At 70.0% G+C, this 17,550-nt stretch carries 17 protein-coding genes; 11 read left to right on the top strand and 6 right to left on the bottom strand.

Annotated features, from left to right (window positions below):
* Positions 1-8: 8 nt before the first annotated feature.
* A complete protein-coding gene (locus BLQ91_RS05595) occupies positions 9-785 on the bottom strand; it encodes a S1 family peptidase (RefSeq protein ID WP_090095511.1) in 777 nt (258 codons plus the stop codon).
* 15 nt (positions 786-800) lie between these two features.
* A complete protein-coding gene (locus BLQ91_RS05590; protein WP_090095510.1) occupies positions 801-1,820 on the bottom strand; it encodes a M48 family metallopeptidase in 1,020 nt (339 codons plus the stop codon).
* A gap of 69 nt (positions 1,821-1,889) precedes the next feature.
* Between BLQ91_RS05590 and BLQ91_RS05585 the strand changes: the two genes are divergently transcribed.
* From BLQ91_RS05585 to srmL, 6 genes are all read left to right on the top strand, one after another.
* A complete protein-coding gene (locus BLQ91_RS05585) occupies positions 1,890-2,786 on the top strand; it encodes an alpha/beta hydrolase (protein ID WP_218130154.1) in 897 nt (298 codons plus the stop codon).
* 34 nt (positions 2,787-2,820) lie between these two features.
* On the top strand, positions 2,821-4,695 hold the full coding sequence (locus tag BLQ91_RS05580) for an ABC transporter ATP-binding protein (protein ID WP_090095509.1): 1,875 nt from the start codon (positions 2,821-2,823) through the stop codon (positions 4,693-4,695).
* Complete coding sequence (locus tag BLQ91_RS42450) at positions 4,692-5,327, top strand: CatB-related O-acetyltransferase (protein ID WP_245733135.1); 636 nt, start codon at positions 4,692-4,694, stop codon at positions 5,325-5,327. The genes BLQ91_RS05580 and BLQ91_RS42450 overlap by 4 nt, the downstream gene beginning before the upstream one ends.
* On the top strand, positions 5,324-5,866 hold the full coding sequence (locus tag BLQ91_RS05570; RefSeq protein WP_176959571.1) for an ATP-binding protein: 543 nt from the start codon (positions 5,324-5,326) through the stop codon (positions 5,864-5,866). The genes BLQ91_RS42450 and BLQ91_RS05570 overlap by 4 nt, the downstream gene beginning before the upstream one ends.
* A gap of 41 nt (positions 5,867-5,907) precedes the next feature.
* On the top strand, positions 5,908-7,788 hold the full coding sequence (locus tag BLQ91_RS43295; protein ID WP_090095508.1) for a patatin-like phospholipase domain-containing protein: 1,881 nt from the start codon (positions 5,908-5,910) through the stop codon (positions 7,786-7,788).
* A 126-nt stretch (positions 7,789-7,914) separates the two neighbouring features.
* Positions 7,915-8,943 carry a PheS-related mystery ligase SrmL gene (srmL, locus tag BLQ91_RS05560; protein ID WP_090095507.1) on the top strand — a complete coding sequence of 343 codons (1,029 nt, stop codon included), beginning with the start codon at positions 7,915-7,917 and terminating at the stop codon, positions 8,941-8,943.
* Here the strand turns inward: srmL and BLQ91_RS05555 are convergent.
* The gene (locus BLQ91_RS05555; protein ID WP_218130153.1) at positions 8,916-9,716 is read right to left on the bottom strand and encodes an SAM-dependent methyltransferase; all 801 of its coding nucleotides are present in this window, start codon (positions 9,714-9,716) and stop codon (positions 8,916-8,918) included. The two genes, srmL and BLQ91_RS05555, sit on opposite strands and share 28 nt — an antisense overlap.
* 81 nt (positions 9,717-9,797) lie before the next feature.
* Here BLQ91_RS05555 and BLQ91_RS05550 point away from each other — a divergent pair, with 81 nt between their 5' ends.
* Entirely contained in the window at positions 9,798-10,508 is a 711-nt protein-coding gene (locus tag BLQ91_RS05550; protein ID WP_143022533.1) for a cytochrome P450 family protein, read from the top strand.
* Between the two features lie 76 nt (positions 10,509-10,584).
* Positions 10,585-12,933 (top strand): endopeptidase La, encoded by a 2,349-nt coding sequence (lon, locus tag BLQ91_RS05545; protein WP_090095505.1) that lies wholly within the window; start codon positions 10,585-10,587, stop codon positions 12,931-12,933.
* 69 nt (positions 12,934-13,002) lie between these two features.
* Here lon and BLQ91_RS05540 read toward each other — a convergent pair whose 3' ends face one another.
* The 3 genes from BLQ91_RS05540 to BLQ91_RS05530 form a co-directional block, all read right to left on the bottom strand.
* Positions 13,003-13,479: an AMIN-like domain-containing (lipo)protein gene (locus BLQ91_RS05540; protein ID WP_143022532.1), complete on the bottom strand. Its 477-nt coding sequence runs from the start codon at positions 13,477-13,479 to the stop codon at positions 13,003-13,005.
* Positions 13,480-13,542: 63 nt separating this feature from the next.
* Positions 13,543-14,013: an AMIN-like domain-containing (lipo)protein gene (locus BLQ91_RS05535; protein WP_090095503.1), complete on the bottom strand. Its 471-nt coding sequence runs from the start codon at positions 14,011-14,013 to the stop codon at positions 13,543-13,545.
* Between the two features lie 81 nt (positions 14,014-14,094).
* On the bottom strand, positions 14,095-14,865 hold the full coding sequence (locus BLQ91_RS05530) for a polysaccharide deacetylase family protein (protein ID WP_090096013.1): 771 nt from the start codon (positions 14,863-14,865) through the stop codon (positions 14,095-14,097).
* An 89-nt stretch (positions 14,866-14,954) separates the two neighbouring features.
* On the opposite strand from BLQ91_RS05530, the gene BLQ91_RS05525 reads away from it, so the two are divergent.
* From BLQ91_RS05525 to BLQ91_RS05515, 3 genes are all read left to right on the top strand, one after another.
* Positions 14,955-15,482, top strand: a complete 528-nt coding sequence (locus BLQ91_RS05525) for a YbhB/YbcL family Raf kinase inhibitor-like protein (protein WP_090095502.1) — start codon at positions 14,955-14,957, stop codon at positions 15,480-15,482.
* Positions 15,483-15,695: 213 nt separating this feature from the next.
* Positions 15,696-17,069, top strand: coding sequence for a mycothione reductase (locus BLQ91_RS05520; RefSeq protein ID WP_090095501.1), 1,374 nt, complete (start codon positions 15,696-15,698; stop codon positions 17,067-17,069).
* Positions 17,070-17,133: 64 nt separating this feature from the next.
* Positions 17,134-17,547 carry an NADPH-dependent FMN reductase family protein gene (locus BLQ91_RS05515; RefSeq protein WP_090095500.1) on the top strand — a complete coding sequence of 138 codons (414 nt, stop codon included), beginning with the start codon at positions 17,134-17,136 and terminating at the stop codon, positions 17,545-17,547.
* Positions 17,548-17,550 lie beyond the last annotated feature (3 nt).

Genomic DNA, 17,550 nt, shown 5'->3' with positions numbered 1-17,550 from the left:
CCGCCGGCCTACGGCTCGACGACCGCGGGCTGCGGAGAACCCACCACCGAGCGAAGTTCCTTGGCGTACCGCGGGATCCGCACGTACACGCCGGGCTTGTTCCTGCGCGCGCAGCCCTCGCCCCACGACGTGATGCCGACGAGCTTGCCCTCGGCGACGATCGGACCGCCCGAGTCGCCCTGGCAGGTGTCGACATTGCCGCCCTCGTACCCCGCGCAGAACATGTCGGTGTGCACGAACTGCGGGTACGTGTTGGCGCAGAAGTCGTCCGGCAGCACCGGCAAGGTCGCCTGCATGAGGAAGCGCGAGGTCCTGCCGTTCTCGCTGGTGCGCCCCCAGCCGAGCGCGCGCAGCGGCGTTCCGGGCTGGTAGAGCGCCCCGTCGGTCTCGTCCGCGAACGGCAGCGGCTGGTACGGCAGCTCCCCGGGCAGCGTGAGCACCGCGACGTCCTCGCCCTGGTCGGCGGAGACGTACTGCCGGTGGATCCAGATCGACTCGGGCACGACCGAGACCCCGGCCTCGCGGTCCTGCCTGTCCTCGCGACCGGCGACGACCCGCAGGCTCCTCGGGGACCGGCCCAGCGCGCAGTGCGCCGCCGTGAGCACCTTCGTCGGCGCGACGATCGTGCCACCGCAGAACTGCGCACCCCGCTCATCGGTGAGGTGGACGATCCACGGATTGGCCGCTATCGAGGCGCGCTCGCCGCCGACGACCTGCACGTCGGCGGCGGCAACACCCGCGGAAGCCAGCATTGCGGAGAGAACCAGTACCAGGAGTCGTCTCATGACTCCAGATGGTAGCTATTCCGCTGGTCCATTTGGAGCAACCTTGCTCCACATCTTGCCCGCCGCGCCCATCACGGTCTCGCCGATGTCGTTGATGGTCTTGATCAACGGGTCGGCGGAGCTGCTCATGGACTCCTTGTACGACCTGGCGGCGCCCTTGATGTCGTCGGCCAGGTTGTTCGTCGGGTGGTCGTCCTCGCGGCGCGGGTAGGTGCCGGTGAGGATCTCGCGGTACTCCTCGCTCGCGGCCCACCGCTGGAGCTCGGCGGCCCGGACGACGGCCAGCGGGTGCGAGCGCTGCTCGTTGTCGAGCAGCTTGAGGATGCTGTCGCGGATGTCCTCGCCCTCGTACTCCTTGGCCTGCTCGAGGAACGACGCGATGTCCACCTGGCCGCCCGTGTCGCCGGCGAACGCGAGGTGCACGCGCAGCGCGGCCTGCGGGTCCTGGCCCGCGAGCAGGCCGGCGCGGTCGCACGACAGCTCGGTCTTGCGCTGCCACTCGTAGAGCGCCGCGATCACCGCGCGCATGGCGAACGTGCCCGCCGGGTTCCAGCCCATCGTGTACCGCAGGCCGAGCAGGCGGTCGAGGATCGTGTTGTAGAGACCGTGGCCGGACATCGCGTGGCCCATCTCGTGGCCGATGACCCAGCGCAGCTGCTCCCGGTCGAACCTCTCGACCAGCGCGGAGCTCAGCACGACGAAGGGCTTGTCGATGCCCCTGGTCTGCGCGTTGACCAGCGGGGAGTGCCGGACGAACAGCTCCGGCACCTCCTGCAGGTCGAACGCGGCGGCGACCTCGTTCTGCAGCCGGTGCAGGTCGGGGAACTGCTTCGGGCCGACGCGCACCGAGGACGCGATCTGGACCAGGCGCTCCCCGCGCTCGGAGAACGCCGCCGCGACCGCCTTGATGATCGGTCCCACGGCGGGCACGGCGCGCAGCACCGCGAGGGCGCCCCGGTCGGCCGGATGTTCGTAGGCGCGCGAGCTGATGCCCGGGAACCGCACCCTGGATGACTGTTCGATGTCCCCCGTCATGTCCCCAGGTTAGACACGATCCGGACGCGGGTGTGCGGAATCCGCACCGGACCGTTGCAGACTTGCGCGGTGAGCAGCGACGAAGACACCACCGTTCTGCCGTTGCGCGGCGGGGCATCGGCCACCCTGGTCCGCCGGCGGGCCGCGGCGAACGACCGGGGCGCGATCCTCTACGTGCACGGGTTCGCGGACTACTTCTTCCAGGAGCACGTGGCCGAGCACTACACGGCCCGGGGCTACGACTTCTACGCCGTCGACCTGCGCGGGTACGGCCGGTCGCTGCGCGACGGCGAGGTGCCGAACTACACGACCGACATGGCGGTGTACTTCGAGGAGATCGACGCGGCGATCGCGAAGGTCCGCGAGGAGCACTCGCGCGTCGTCCTCATGGGGCACTCGACCGGAGGCCTGACCACGTCGTTGTGGGCGCACGAACGGCGCTCCAGCGAGCTGATCGACGCCTTGGTGCTCAACAGCCCGTGGCTGGACGTCGTCGAGCCGCCGTTCCTGCGCCGAGTCGTGAAGCTGGTCGGCCGGCTCGCTCCGAAGGCGAAGATCCGCGCGAACCTCGGCGACGCGTACGGAGCGGCGATCCACAACTCGCGCAACGGCGAGTGGGACTTCGACCTCAGGTGGAAGCCGCTCGCGGGCTTCCCGGTGCTGGCCGGGTGGATCCGGGCCGTGCTCATCGCGCAGGAGAAGGTCCAGAAGGGACTCGACGTGCGCGTGCCCGTGCTCGTGCTGCACTCCGACAAGAGCATGCTCAACGCCCGCGAGTGGAGCGAGGACGTCTCCCGGGCCGACGCCGTGCTCGACGTCGAGGGGATGCGCAGGTGGGGTCCGAAGATCGGGTCGTCGGTCAAGGTCGTCGAGATCAAGGCCGGCATGCACGACCTCTTCCTCTCGCCCGAGCCCGTGCGCGCGGCGGCGCTCGCCGAGGTGGACGCGTTCCTCGAAACCGCTTGACCTCCTGATAGGTCGAAGTTCGAGACTGGTCGTCATGAACATCGACTTCAACGCCTGGTACGCGCTCGAAAGCGCGATGCAGGACGAGAAGAGCCGTCGCGTGAGCCGGGCGACGTTGAAGCGCGTCGCCCGGTTCGCCCGCCCCCAGCGGCGGGCCGTGCACGCGTTGCTCGCCACCAGCGCGGTCGCCGCCGTGCTCGCGGTGGCCTCACCGCTGCTCGCCGGCCGCGTCGTCGACACCATCATCGCGGGCAGGGACTTCGGGCTGGTCGTGTGGCTCGCGCTGGCGATCGCCGGCGTCGCGGTGCTGGAGGCCGGGTTCTCCCTGGCCGAGCGGTGGCAGTCGTCGCGGGTCGGCGAGGACCTGATCCTGCGGCTGCGCCAGGCGGTCTTCGACCACGTGCAGCGGATGCCGGTCGCGTTCTTCACCCGCACGCGCACGGGTGCGTTGGTGTCGCGCCTGAACAACGACGTGATCGCGGCGCAGCGGGCGTTCTCCGAGACGATCTCCGGTGTCGTCACGAACGTGATCGCGCTCGTGCTGACCCTGGCCGTGATGCTGACGCTGTCGTGGCAGGTCACGCTGCTCGCGATGGCGCTGCTGCCGATCTTCCTGTTCCCGGCGCGGCGGATGGGCAAGCGCCTGGCGTCGATGCACCGCGAGGCGGCGAACCTCGACTCGGCGATGACCACGCAGATGACCGAGCGGTTCTCCGCGCCCGGCGCGACGCTGATCAAGCTGTTCGGCCGGCCCGCCCTGGAGAGCGCCGAGTTCGGCGCACGGGCGCGGCGGGTGCGCGACATCGGCGTGCGGACCGCGGTGGCGCAGTGGCTCTTCCTGGTGGCGCTCACGCTGGTGTCCTCGCTGGCACTGGCCCTGGTCTACGGCCTGGGCGGGTGGTTCGTGTTCGCCGGGCAGATGGCGCCGGGCACGATCGTGACATTGGCACTGCTGCTGACCAGGCTGTACGCACCGCTGACGGCGCTGGCCGGCGCGCGGGTCGACGTGATGACGGCGCTGGTGTCGTTCGAGCGCGTCTTCGAGGTGCTGGACCTGCCGCCGCTCATCGAGGAGAAGCCCGAGCCGGTCCCCGTCCCCGACGGACCGGTGTCCGTCGAGTTCTCCGACGTGCGGTTCGCCTACCCGTCCGCGGACAAGGTGTCGCTGGCCTCGCTGGAGGAGGTCGCGTCACTCGACACGCGCGGAGGTGAGCAGATCCTCGACGGGGTGTCGTTCACCGCCGAGCCCGGTTCGATGATCGCGCTGGTCGGGTCGTCCGGTGCGGGCAAGTCGACGATCGCCTCGCTGCTGCCCCGCCTGTACGACGCGGACTCCGGCTCCATCCGGCTGTCCGGTGTGGACGTTCGAGACCTGTCGTTCGACTCGATCCGCGACACCGTGGGCATGGTGACGCAGGACGGGCACCTGTTCCACGAGACGATCGGCGCGAACCTGCGGCTCGCGGCTCCCGCGGCGACCGACGAGGAACTGTGGGACGCACTTGAACGGTCACGGCTCGCGGACCTGGTCTCCTCGTTGCCGGACCAGCTCGACACCGTGGTGGGCGAGCGCGGCTACCGGCTCTCGGGCGGGGAGCGGCAGCGCCTGACCATCGCGCGGTTGCTGCTGGCCAAGCCCCGCGTGGTGATCCTCGACGAGGCCACCGCGCACCTCGACTCGCGGTCGGAGGCCGCGGTGCAGGAGGCGCTGGTCGAGGCGCTCGCCGGGCGGACCTCGCTCGTCATCGCGCACCGGCTGTCGACCATCCGCGCGGCGGACCAGATCCTCGTGGTCGAGAAGGGGCGGATCGTGGAACGTGGTACGCATGAAGCGTTGCTGGCCCGGGAAGGCCACTACGCCAAGTTGTACCGCACGCAGTTCAGCGAAGAGCCGATCGGAGCGCCGTGACGATTCCCCCGCCCGACAACCTCTACCCGTTGCCGGACCACCCGCGGACGGTGCTGCTCAAGCCGTTGGTGAAGAACCCGCAGATCGAGGTCGGCGAGTACACCTACTACGACGACCCGCACCACGCCGAGGAGTTCGAGCACCGCAACGTCCTCTACAACTTCGGCGAGGAGAAGCTGGTCATCGGCAAGTACTGCGCGCTGGCGGAGGGCGTGCGGTTCATCATGTCCGGCGGCAACCACCGCACCGACGGCGTGTCGACGTTCCCGTTCACGATCTTCGGCGGGCTGTGGGCGGAGAAGACGCTCGACATCGCGCTGGGGGCGCCGAGCCGGGGCGACACCGTGGTGGGCAACGACGTCTGGATCGGTTACCGCAGCCTGGTCATGCCGGGTGTGCGCATCGGCAACGGCGCGGTCATCGCGTCCGGTTCGGTCGTCGTGGCGGACGTGCCGGCGTACGGCGTGGTCGGCGGCAACCCGGCCAAGCTGCTCAAGAAGCGCTACAGCGACGCCGACGTCGAGCTGCTGGAGAGCATCGCGTGGTGGGACTGGCCGGTCGAGAAGGTGACCGAGCACGTCCGCGTGATCATGTCCGGGACGCCGGCGGAGCTCGCGGCGGTGGCGGGGTGAAGGCGCTGCTGATCACCGGGCCGGTCGGGGTGGGCAAGACGACGGTCGCCGAGGCGGTCGGCGGCAGGCTCGCCGAGGCGAAGGTGCCGCACGCGGTCATCGACCTCGACTGGCTGTCGTCCTGCTGGCCCGCGCCGGACTCCGATCCGTTCCACTTCGAGCTGCGGCTGCGCAACCTGCGGGCCGTGGTGGGCAACTACGTCGAGACCGGCGTGCACCGCATCGTGCTCGCGGGCGTGGTGGAGAGCCAGGCGGACCGCCTGCGGTACGCCGAGGTGATCGGCGGAAAGCTCAACGTCTGCCGGTTGAAGGCCGACCTGTCGGTCGTGCACCGGCGGCTGTCGCAGCGGCACCTCGACGAGGCGGACCTGCGGTGGCACCTCAACCGCGCCGACGAGCTGGAGATGCTCTACGCGGCGTCCTGGGTCGAGGACTACGTCGTCGACGCGGACCAGTCCGTGGCCGACGTGGCGCAGGACGTGATCTCGTGGTGGCTCGCCGTGGAACGCGGTCCGGTCCGGCCGCTGGCGTCCGGGTGAACTTTCCCGGGAGATCACGCTGACCGCGCGATCATGAGCACATGGAGTACGACCGCTACTGCGACCTGACCATGCGGGGCGGCACGACCAGCGGTGTCGTGTACCCGCTCGCGGTCGCCTCGCTGGCCCGCCACTACGAGTTCAAGCAGATCGGTGGCGCGTCGGCGGGAGCGATCGCGGCGGGCTTCACGGCGGCGGCCGAACGCGGGCGTGCGACCGGCGGCTTCGAGAAGCTGGCCGGGTTGATCGACTGGTTCACGTCCGGCACGGGCGCGGAGCGGTGGCGGATGGCGCAGCTGTTCCAGCCCGCGGAGAAGACCCGCGCGCTGTACCGGATCGTCGTCGCGTCCATGCAGAAGCGCTCCACGACGGGCCGCAGCGCGATCACGTGCCTGTTCTTCGCCCTGCTCGGCGCGGTCGGCTGGCGGGCGAAGGCGGTGCTGGCGCTCATGGCGGCGCTGTGGCTGGGCGGGCCGGTGCTGTGGTCGGCGTGGCTCGCCCCGTCGTCCTACGCGGGCTGGCTCGCGGCGCTGGTGGTCGTGCTGGCGCTGGCGTGCCTGGCCCTGGCGCTGTGGCCGCTGAGGTCGAGCCTGCCGTGGCCCGCCTGGATCTTCGCCGCCGTGCCCCTGGTGCTCGGGCTGGCGTTCTCCCGCCACCACGCCACGGCCGCGGTCGTGCTGCTGGTGTGGCTGGTGCTGTCACTGGCGGCGGTCAGCGCGTTGATCGTCACGTACGGCTATGCCGTGCAACGGTTCCTGAAGAACAACGCGCGGTCCATCCACTTCGGACTCGTGCCGGGCACCGGTGACTTCACGCCGTCGTGGCTCGACCGGCTCGCCGGCGTGCCGAAGTCGACCGGCGTGCCACCGCTGGCCGACTGGATCGCCGACCAGCTCGACGCGCTGGCGGGTACCTCGCAGGCGCTGACGTTCGGCGACCTCGGTGACATCAACCTCGTGCTGATGACGACCGACGTGTCGGAGGGGCGGCCGTACCGGTTGCCGTTCAAGGAGGAGTGGCAGTACTGCGAGGAGTGCCTCGGCCACGTGCTCCCGAGCCGGGTCGTGGAGCAGCTGAACGGGGCTGTGACCGCGGTGAAGTGCCCGCTGCACGAGCACATGCCGTTGCGCGCGCTGCCTCCCCGCGACCGGCTGCCCGTCGTGCTCGCCGTGCGGATGTCGCTGTCGTTCCCCGGCCTGGTCGCCGCCGTGCCGCTGTGCCGCGACGGGCGCGTGCACTGGTTCTCCGACGGCGGTATCACCAGCAACTTCCCCATCCACTTCTTCGACACGCTGCTGCCCCGCTGGCCCACGTTCGGCCTGAGCCTGCAGTCCTACCCGAACGGCGACACGCGGGAGGTGTGGCTGCCGGAGCAGGACGCGTCGAGCTCCGGCACGCCGTACGCGTCCCTGGACTCGATGCCGCGCTTCCTGGTGTCGATCCTGAACACGTTCCTCGACTGGCGCGACACCACGCAGTCCGCGCTCCCCGGCTACCGCGGCCGCATCGCGCACGTCCGGCAGGCCGACGACGAGGGCGGCTCGAACCTCTTCATGCCGCCCGCCACGATCCGGCGCCTGGCGCTGCGCGGCCAGCGAGCGGGCGAACTCCTGCGCGAGCGGTTCGAGCAGCGGCACAACACCGACCGCTACCGCTGGATCCGCCTGCGCATGGCGCTGCGCGAGTACCAGGAGCTCGGCGAGCAGGCGGCGGACCGCGAGGCGCTCTACGACCAGTTGCTCGCCCGGTTCGAGATCCCCGCGGAGCTGCACGACTGGTTCCGCACTCCGCCGGCCGACGGCGACCCGTTCCGGGACGAGATCGAGGTCGCGCTGGACCACGTGGGGCGGCTGAAGGACGACGGGCCGTTCGACGGGGTGCCGCCGGTGGACCCGGATTTGCGGCTGACGCCGCCGGAGTAGACGCGCTAACCTGGTCCCGTGACGCGATTTAGCCACCCCCGACCCGCGTGGGTGGCGCGCGCCTAGAACCTTCCCGTTGGTCGGGGGACTCCGCATCCCACTCCGGCCGGAAGAAACGGGAAACCCATGTACAGCACCGAAGAACTCGTGCGCGCCCTGAACGTCCGCGACCTCACCGATCCCGCGCGGGGTCCGCACGCGATGCAGCTCCTCATCGCTGATCTCAAGGCAGCGCTGCACAACCCGCGGGAAGTCCGCCACCACCCGCTCGTCCCGGTGGAGCACAACTACGAGCACCTCGGCTACCCGGCCGACGCGATCACCAGGGACGCCCGCTACACCCGGTACGTCAGCCAGACGTGCATGCTGCGCAGCCACACCACGGCGATGATCCCGCCGGCGTTGCGGGAGGTCACCCCGGACGTGACGCTGCTCTGCCCCGGCCTCGTCCACCGCCGCGACACCGTTGACCGCCTGCACACCGGCACGCCGCACCAGCTCGACGTCTGGCGGATCAGCACCGCGGAGGAACCGCTCGACGACCTCATCCACACCGTCGTCACGACCCTGTTGCCCGGCAAGCGTTATCGGACCGTCGACGCGCAGCACCCGTACACCACGCACGGCAAGCAGATCGACGTCGAGCACGACGGTCGGTGGGTGGAGATCGGTGAGTGCGGCAGGGCGGCGCGGCACGTGCTCAAGCACCACCCGCACGGCCTCGCGCTTGGGCTCGGTCTCGACCGGGTTCTCATGCTGCGCAAGGGGATCCCGGACATCCGCCTGCTGCGCAACGAGGACCCGCGCATCGCGGCGCAGATGCTCGACCTGGACGAGTACCGGCCGATCTCGCGGCACCCGGCGGCGATCAGGGACATCTCGATCGTGGCCGACGGCAACGACGACGCGGAGACACTGGGTGACCGGATCCGCGCTCTCGTGCCGGAAGATGTCGTCGAGGAGATCGAGATTCTCGCCGAGACACCGTCGGAGGAGCTTCCCGAGCACGTGAGGGAACGGCTGAGGGCCCTGCCTGGTCAGAAGAACGTGCTCATCCGCGTGACGATGAGGGCGCCGGAACGCACCCTCACCGACCGCGAGACCAACGAGATCCGGGACCGCCTGCTTCAGGGCTTGCGGGCGACGGCGCCGTAGATGCCCACGTGGGCCTCGTCGAAGGAGTCCGGGCGCCAGTCGTTGACCGCGACGACGCCCGGCTCCAGCATCTCCATGCCGTCGAAGAACTTCGTCACCTCGGCGTGCGTGCGCATCTTGAGGCCGTTGTCCGAGCTGCTGTAGATCTTGGCGATCTGCTCGGCCTCGGCGCGCTCCTCGTCGTTCAGGGTGTCCCACGTGGCGTGGGTGATGGCGAGGTACGAGCCGGAGGGGAACGCCGCCATGTACTCCTCGACGGCCTGGTACGGGCTGTCGGCGTCCTGGATGAAGTGCAGCGCGGCGATGACCAGCACGCCGACCGGGCGGGAGAAGTCGAGCGTCTCGCGGGCTCCTCCGAGCACCGTCGCGGTGGCGCGCAGGTCGGCGAGGATCGCGGTGGCGTTCGGGTTGTCGGCCAGCAGGGCGTTGCTGTGCGAGACGGCGACCGGTTCGAAGTCGACGTAGACCACGCGGGCGTCCGGGTTCTCGTGCTGCGCGATCTCGTGGACGTTGCCCACGGTCGGGATGCCGGAGCCGAGGTCGAGGAACTGGTCGACGCCCTGGTCCATGAGGTGGCGGACGACCCGGCGCAGGAACGAGCGGTTGGCCTGCGCGCTCTGGGCGACGCCGGGGAAGATCTGCTCCACCTGCTTGGCGGCCGCGCGGTCGGCTTCGAAGTTGTGCGAGCCGCCCAGGTAGTAGTCGTACATCCGCGCCACGCTCGGGCGCGTGACGTCGACCGTGGACGGGACCCACTTCAGCTCTTCCTTCACGTGCGCATCCTCCGTCGTCGCCGCACGGGTGTCCACCGCCACACATCCGAACCGGGATGGTGTCGCTCACGTGTGGAGGACATGCCCTCCAGCACCGCTGAACGCCACGCGAGGTTCCGCTACCTCAGGGAACGCTCGCCGGTGCACTTCGACGCCGACATCGGCGGCTGGTGCATCAGCCGTTACGACGACGTGCGCACGGTGCTCGGCGTGGACGCGGGCGGCCCGCAACCTCCACCCAAACGGGCGATCGCCCGCGCGCTGAAAGTGGCCCGGCCGGCGATCACCATGAGCACCGTGGAACTGCTCGACGCCGACGACGCCACGTTCGCGCAGTCGGTCGCCGCCACGGCCGCGGAGGCGTTCACCCTCACGCACGGCGTGGAGGCGTTCGCCCCGTCCGCCCTCGCCACCACGCGGGGGTTCCTCACCAACGCCCTGCGCGCGTTGCACGAGCACCCCGGCCAGGCGGCGCTGCTCCGCGCCGACCCGGGCCTCGCCGCGGACGCCGTCGAGGAGCTGCTCCGGTTCGACACACCGGTCCCCGTCGCCCCGGTCCGCCGCACACCCCTCCCGGTCGTGCTGAGCGGGCGTACGGTCGAAGCGGGCGAGGTGCTGGTCCCCTTGGTCGCGGCGGCCAACCGCTGCACGGTCAGGTATCCCGGCGCGGACCGCCTCGACCTGCGGCGCAGGCCCACCGGTGTGCTGTCCTCGTGCGGGACCGGCGCGGCGATAGCCCGCCTGACCGGCGAGATCGCGCTGGTCAGACGCCTGCGAGCCACTGCTCGCTGACAGCGAACACCGCGGGGGAACATCAGCAGACTCCAGTTGGTTGAGCGGTACAGACTCAACTTTGGAGGATGACGAGATGGGCGAAACCCTGGCCCTGCCGGTACTGCCGCTGGACGACGTCGTGGTGCTTCCCGGCATGGTGGTGCCGATCCGCATCTCCGGTGCGGACGCGAGCGCCGAGGCCCGCGCGGCCGTCGACGCGGCCACGACCGCGGCGAACCATCAAGTGCTGCTCGTCCCCCGGCTGGACGGCAAGTACGCCGCGGTCGGCACACTGGCCGAGATCGAGCAGGTGGGCCGGCTGCCCGGTGGCGAACGCGCCGCCGTCGTGCGCGGCACCAAGCGCGTGCGCATCGGCACGGGCACCACGGGGCCGGGCGCGGCGTTGTGGGTGAACGCCACGATCGCGGACGAGTCCGAGATCACCGACCGCACCCGTGAGCTCGCGAAGCAGTACCGCGCGCTCGTCACGAACATCCTGCAGACGCGCGGCGCGTGGCAGATGGTCGACTCGGTGCAGCAGATCACCGACCCGTCGGCGCTCGCCGACCTCGCGGGCTACGCCTCCTACCTCGACGAGAAGCAGAAGATCTGGCTGCTGGAGACGTCCGACGTCACCGAGCGCCTCGAGAAGCTCGTGGAGTGGGGCCAGGCGCACCTGACCGAGCTCGACGTCAACGAGACGATCGCCAAGGACGTCAAGGAAGGCGTCGAGAAGCAGCAGCGGGAATTCCTGCTGCGCCAGCAGATGGCCGCGATCCGCAAGGAGCTGGCCGAGCTCGACGGCAAGCCCGCCACCGAGCAGGAGGACTACCGCGCCCGCGTCGAGGCCGCCGAGCTGCCCGAGAAGGTGCTCAAGGCCGCGCTGGCCGAGGTCGACAAGCTGGAGCGCACCTCCGAGCAGTCGCCCGAGGTGGGCTGGATCCGCACCTGGCTCGACACGGTTCTCGAGATGCCGTGGAACGAGCGCACCGAGGACTCCTACGACATCAAGGCGGCGCGCGAGGTCCTCGACACCGACCACGCGGGCCTCGACGACGTGAAGCAGCGCATCACGGAGTACCTGGCCGTGCGCAAGCGCCGTGCCGACCGCGGCATGGGCGTCGTGGGCGGGCGTCGTTCCGGCGCCGTCCTCGCGCTGACGGGTCCTCCCGGCGTCGGCAAGACGTCGCTCGGCGAGTCCGTGGCACGGGCGATGGGCCGCAAGTTCGTCCGCGTGGCGCTCGGCGGCGTCCGCGACGAGGCCGAGATCCGCGGCCACCGCCGCACGTACGTCGGCGCGCTGCCGGGCCGGATCGTCCGCGCGATCAGCGAGGCGGGGTCGATGAACCCGGTCGTGCTGCTCGACGAGATCGACAAGGTCGGCTCGGACTACCGCGGCGACCCCACGGCGGCGTTGCTCGAGGTGCTGGACCCGGCGCAGAACCACACGTTCCGCGACCACTACCTGGAGGTCGAGCTCGACCTCTCGGACGTGGTCTTCCTCGCCACTGCGAACGTCCTGGAGTCGATCCCGGCTCCGCTGCTCGACCGCATGGAGCTCGTGCAGCTCGACGGCTACACCGAGGACGAGAAGGTCACGATCGCGAGCGACCACCTGCTGCCGCGCCAGGTCGAACGCGCCGGCCTCACCCCCGAGGACGTCACGTTCGACAAGCCCGCGCTGCACCAGCTCGCGAGCGAGTACACGCGGGAAGCCGGTGTGCGGCAACTGGAACGCGCCATCTCGCGGATCCTGCGCAAGGTCACCGCGAAGGTCGCCCTGGGCGAGTCGGAACTGCCGGTCGTGGTCGACCGGCCGTCGCTGAAGTCGTACCTGGGCAGCCCGAAGAACACGCCCGAGTCGGCGGAGCGGACCTCGGTGCCCGGCGTGGCGACGGGTCTGGCCGTCACGGGTGTCGGCGGCGACGTGCTGTTCATCGAGGCCTCGCTGGCCCCGAAGGACACGGGGTCGGCCGGTGTCACGCTGACCGGCCAGCTCGGCGACGTGATGAAGGAGTCCGCGCAGATCGCGTTGTCGTACCTGCGTTCGCACGACGACAAGGCCGCGGCGCTGGCCGACCGGGGAGTGCACATCCACGTCCCGGCGGGCGCGGTGCCGAAGGACGGCCCGTCTGCGGGCGTCACGATGACGACGGCTCTGGCGTCGCTGCTGTCGGGCCGCCCGGTGCGCTCGGACGTGGCGATGACCGGTGAGATCTCGCTGACCGGCCGCGTGCTGCCGATCGGTGGCGTGAAGCAGAAGCTGCTGGCCGCCCACCGCGCCGGCATCACGACCGTGCTGCTGCCCCAGCGCAACGAGCCGGACCTGGACGACGTGCCGGAGTCGGTGCGCGAGCAGCTGACCGTGCACTTCGTGTCGGACGTGGCCCAGGTGCTGGAGCACGCGTTGTCGAAGGAGACCGTCGCGACCGTTGCGGCGTAGCGGAATCCTGACGCAGACCCCTCGTGGGGGCAGCAGCGGCGACTGCTGCCCCCACGAGGCTTTTCCGTTCTACAGGCCGATGTCGATGACAAGCCTGTTCGGGCTCGTCAGCGTGAAGACCCGGTGCCACGACGAGGGGTTGCTGTAACCGACAGCGATCCCGAGCGTGGCCTCGAAGTCGCACGTGAGCGCGACCCCCCGGACGTGCGTGAGGCCGGGCGTCGCGAAGTTCCGCGACCCCGGGTAGGTCGGGTTCCCGGCGTCGTCGTGCGCGGCGGCGCCGATCAGCGTGACGGACAGGATCTCCCGGATCCCGGACCCCGCGACGGTGACCGGGTCGCCGGACCCGCAGTTCGACACGCCGGTGACCTCGCTGACCCGGTGTTCGGCCGGCAGTCCGGACAGGTCCAGCACCACGCGGCTGAACCCGGCGTGCTGCCCGGTTCTGATGTTCGACAGCGTGGGCGTGCTCTGCGCCGACGCGATCGGGACGAACGTGAAGACCGCCAGCACCGCGACCAGGACCGCGGCAATACGTCTGTTCATCTTCGGCCCCCTCTCAGGGCTCATTCGATGACTTCAAGACGTGTGACACGGGCCACAGTTGCGTCAGAACGAGTAGACATCGATGACGAGCCGGTCAGGACCGGTCAGCGTGAACACCTTGTGGTACGAGTGCGGGTTCGCGTACCCGACGGCGATGCCCAGCGTCCCCTCGAAGTCGCACGTGATGGCGACGCCCTTGACGTTGGTCAGCCCCTGCGGCACGAAGTTGCGCGGCCCGGTGTACGTCGGGTCGAAGTTCTCGTCGTACGTGGCCGCGCCGTAGAGCACCGTGTCGAGGATCTTCGCGCCCTGCACGGGAACCGGGTTGCCCGAGGCGCAGTTCGAGACCTCGGTCGTCTCCCGCGAGAGGTAGTTGCCCGGCAGACCGGTGAAGTCGAGCACGATCCGCTCGAAGCCGTCGTGCTTGCCGGTCCTGATGTCCGTGAGCTCCGCGTGCCCGCTGGCCGAGGCCGCCGGGACGAACGTGAACACCGCGAGCACTGCGAGCAGCACCGCGATAAGCCGCTTCTGCACTTTGTCTCCCCCTGCGAACGTCAGTGTGGTCGTGAAACGTTTCACCTCTACCACGCGACAACCGTCCGCGGGGTTGCTCCGCTATCCCAGGAAGTCCTCCAGCGGCACCGGCGTGAGCCCGTCCTGCTTGGCCCGGTCGAGGAACGCCGTGAAGTCCTCGACGAACGTCGTGCGGAAGTGCATGAGCACGATGTCCCCGGCCTTGAGCCGATCCCCCTGCTGGAACTGCACCCGCCCGTCGTTGACCGCGGCGGTCCAGTTGACCAGCGCCTTGAACCCGCAGCTCGCCGCGGCGTGCCGCGTGGTGGCGTCGTAGTTGCCGAACGGCGGCCGGAACAACGTGGGCCGCTTCCCGTACTCGGCCGCCAGGAAGTCCGCGTTGCCGCAGATCTCGTGCTTCTGGAACTCCAGCCCCTTGCCGGCGAGGTTCGGGTGGCTCGTGGTGTGGCTGTGGACCGTGACGGGCAGTTCCTTGAAGTAGTCGCGATGCCCCTCGGCATACTTCGTGTTGAGGAACACCGACGGCCACACCCCGGCCTCGATCATCAGCTCACGGGCCTTCGGGTGCTGCACGGCCCCGTCGTCGACCGTGATGAACACGTACGGCTTGTCCGTCGGGATGTGCGTGACGACGGGAACCATCCCGTCCACCACAGCGGGCGCCTTGGCCTGCACCGTCCCGTACGGGTACGGCGGCTCGAACATCCTCTTCGGCCGCTCCCCGGTCGTCGTCACCACCGCGGGCGACGACGTGGTGAGCACAGGCCCACCACCGGACCCCTCCGGCGTCCCCGCACAGGAGACCATCCCCGCGACCAGCACAAGAGCAGCGAAGAGCCGCAACCTCGACATCAACATCCCCCTCCAGGCCGAAGACGTCGAGCAGGCCCCACCGGTTGCACGCGGATAGGGTCGAACTGATCACAAGAAGGAGGACTCCCATGAGCCTCGAGCGCCCAGTCGCTCCCGACCCCTACGAGCTGCTCCCGCAGGTGGGCACCTTCACCGTCACCTCGACGGACGTGCGAGACGGCGAACAGCTCCCCGAAGCCCAGGTCTTCGAGGGCGGCAACACCTCACCCCAGCTGTCCTGGTCGGGTTTCCCGGAGGAGACCCGCAGCTTCGTGGTCACCTGCTACGACCCCGACGCCCCGACCCCCTCGGGCTTCTGGCACTGGGTGGCCGTGAACATCCCCGCGACCACCACCAGCCTCGACACCGGCGCGGGCGCCTCGGACGACACCCTCCCGGGCGACGCCTTCCACGTCCGCTCCGACTACAGCACCCGAGCGTTCGGAGGAGCCGCCCCGCCCAAGGGCGACCACCCGCACCGCTACTACTTCGTGGTGCACGCCGTGGACGTCGACGAGCTCGACGTGGACGCCGACGCCTCCCCCGCCGTGGTCGGCTTCAACCTGGCCTTCCACACCCTGGCCAGGGCGATCATCACCCCGACCTACCAGCACTGATCGCACACGAGCCGCTTCGCTCCGGGCTTCCGGCCGCCTCGCCGGTGGGGTGTCCCGTCATGAGTCGCCCCACCGGCCCACCCCACGACGGGCAGGACCACCAGCGCGACAGGCCGCCCGCAACCCAACCGCCTGCGAACAGGGCATGCCACGCAACCCCCGCGTAAGACCATCCGGGGAACACCCACCCACCCGAAGTGGTTGGATCGACACGTGAGGCACTTCGACCTGGTCATCATCGGCACCGGCTCCGGCAACAGCATCCCCACCGAAGCCATGGCAGGCTGGCAGATCGCCATCCTGGAGAAAGGCACCTTCGGCGGAACCTGCCTCAACGTGGGCTGCATCCCGACGAAGATGTTCGTCCACACCGCGGACCAGGCCGCGGCCCCGGCCAACGCCAGGAAGCTGGGCGTGGACGCCCACACCGACGCGGTCCACTGGCCGGAGATCCGCGACCGCGTCTTCGGGCGGATCGACCCGATCGCCGAGGGCGGCCGCAACTGGCGGGCCAACGAGAACGCCAACGTGACCGTCTACGAGGGCACCGCGCGTTTCCTCGACGCCCACACGATCGACACCGGCACCGGCGAGACCATCACCGCGGACCGGATCGTCGTGGCCGCCGGCAGCCGTCCGAGCATCCCCGACATCGCGGACCTCGACACGACCGGCTTCCACACCAGCGACACGGTCATGCGCCTCGACGAGCTGCCCGAGAGCCTCATCATCGTCGGCAGCGGCTTCATCGCCTCGGAGTTCGCGCACGTCTTCAGCAGCTTCGGCGTGGACGTCACGGTGATCGCCCGCTCGAACCTCCTGCTGCGCCACGAGGACCTGGAGATCGCCGAGCGCTTCACGTCCGTCGCGAAGTCGAAGTGGAACGTCCTGCTCCAGCGCAAGACGACCCGCGCCGAGAAGACCGCGACCGGCGTGCGGCTGCACCTGGAGGGGCCGAACGGCGCGGAAACCGTCGAGGCGCAGCAGCTCCTCGTCGCCACCGGGCGGCAGCCGAACTCCGACCTGCTCGACGTCGCCAAGGCGGGCATCGAGACGCACGACGACGGACGCGTCAAGGTCGACGAGTTCCAGCGCACCTCGCAGCCGCACATCTTCGCGTTGGGCGACATCAGCTCGGACCACCAGCTCAAGCACGTCGCGAACCACGAGGCCCGCGTGGTCCAGCACAACCTGCTGCACCCGGACGAGCCCAAGGCGAGCGACCACCGGTTCGTGCCGGCGGCCGTGTTCTCCAGCCCGCAGATCGCGAGCGTCGGTCTCACCGAGGAGCAGGCCAAGGAGCGGGGAATCCGGTACGTCACCGCGAGCCAGGCCTACGCGTCGATCGCGTACGGCTGGGCGATGGAGGACACGACGGGCTTCGCGAAGCTGCTCGCGGACCCGGCGACCGGGCAGCTGCTGGGCGCGCACATCATCGGTCCGCAGGCGTCGACGGTGATCCAGCCGCTGATCCAGGCGATGAGCTTCGGGCTGGACGCGAAGTCCATGGCGCAGGGCCAGTACTGGATCCACCCGGCGATGCCCGAGCTGGTCGAGAACGCGCTGCTGAACCTGCCGTTGGACTGAAGGTCCCGCTCGACAGGGTCTTCCGCCGCTGCCGCGAACCGCTCACACGGACCAGGATGCAGCGATGGCAGACAAGGTCCTCGTCGCGTACACGTCGAAAATCGCCGCCACGGACGAAATCGCCCAGATCATCGGCACCGAGCTCGCGGGCTGCGGCCTGAGGGTCAGCGTGCTCCCGGTCGCCGCCGCGGAGACGCTGCACGGGTTCGGTGCCGTGATCATGGGTGATGCCGCAGCACGGGACGCGCACAGATTCGTGCGGCGGCACAAGACTTCCCTCAAGTGCACGCCCCTGTGGCTGTTCCACCGCGGCACACCTCCGGTGCCCGGCGACGTCACGCGCATGGTGCGCAGGCTCGGTGCCATCGGGCCTGTCAGCTTCGGCGGTGCGGCACCGGACTGGGAGCGGGCGAAGGCGTGGGCGCGCTACCTCGCCGACCAGCTCACGGTGCTGCACCGCGGTTTCGTGTCCGGCTAGGGG

The organism is Lentzea jiangxiensis, assembly GCF_900104175.1.
Lineage (GTDB): Bacteria > Actinomycetota > Actinomycetes > Mycobacteriales > Pseudonocardiaceae > Lentzea > Lentzea jiangxiensis.
This window is presented reverse-complemented; position numbering and strand designations above follow the sequence as displayed.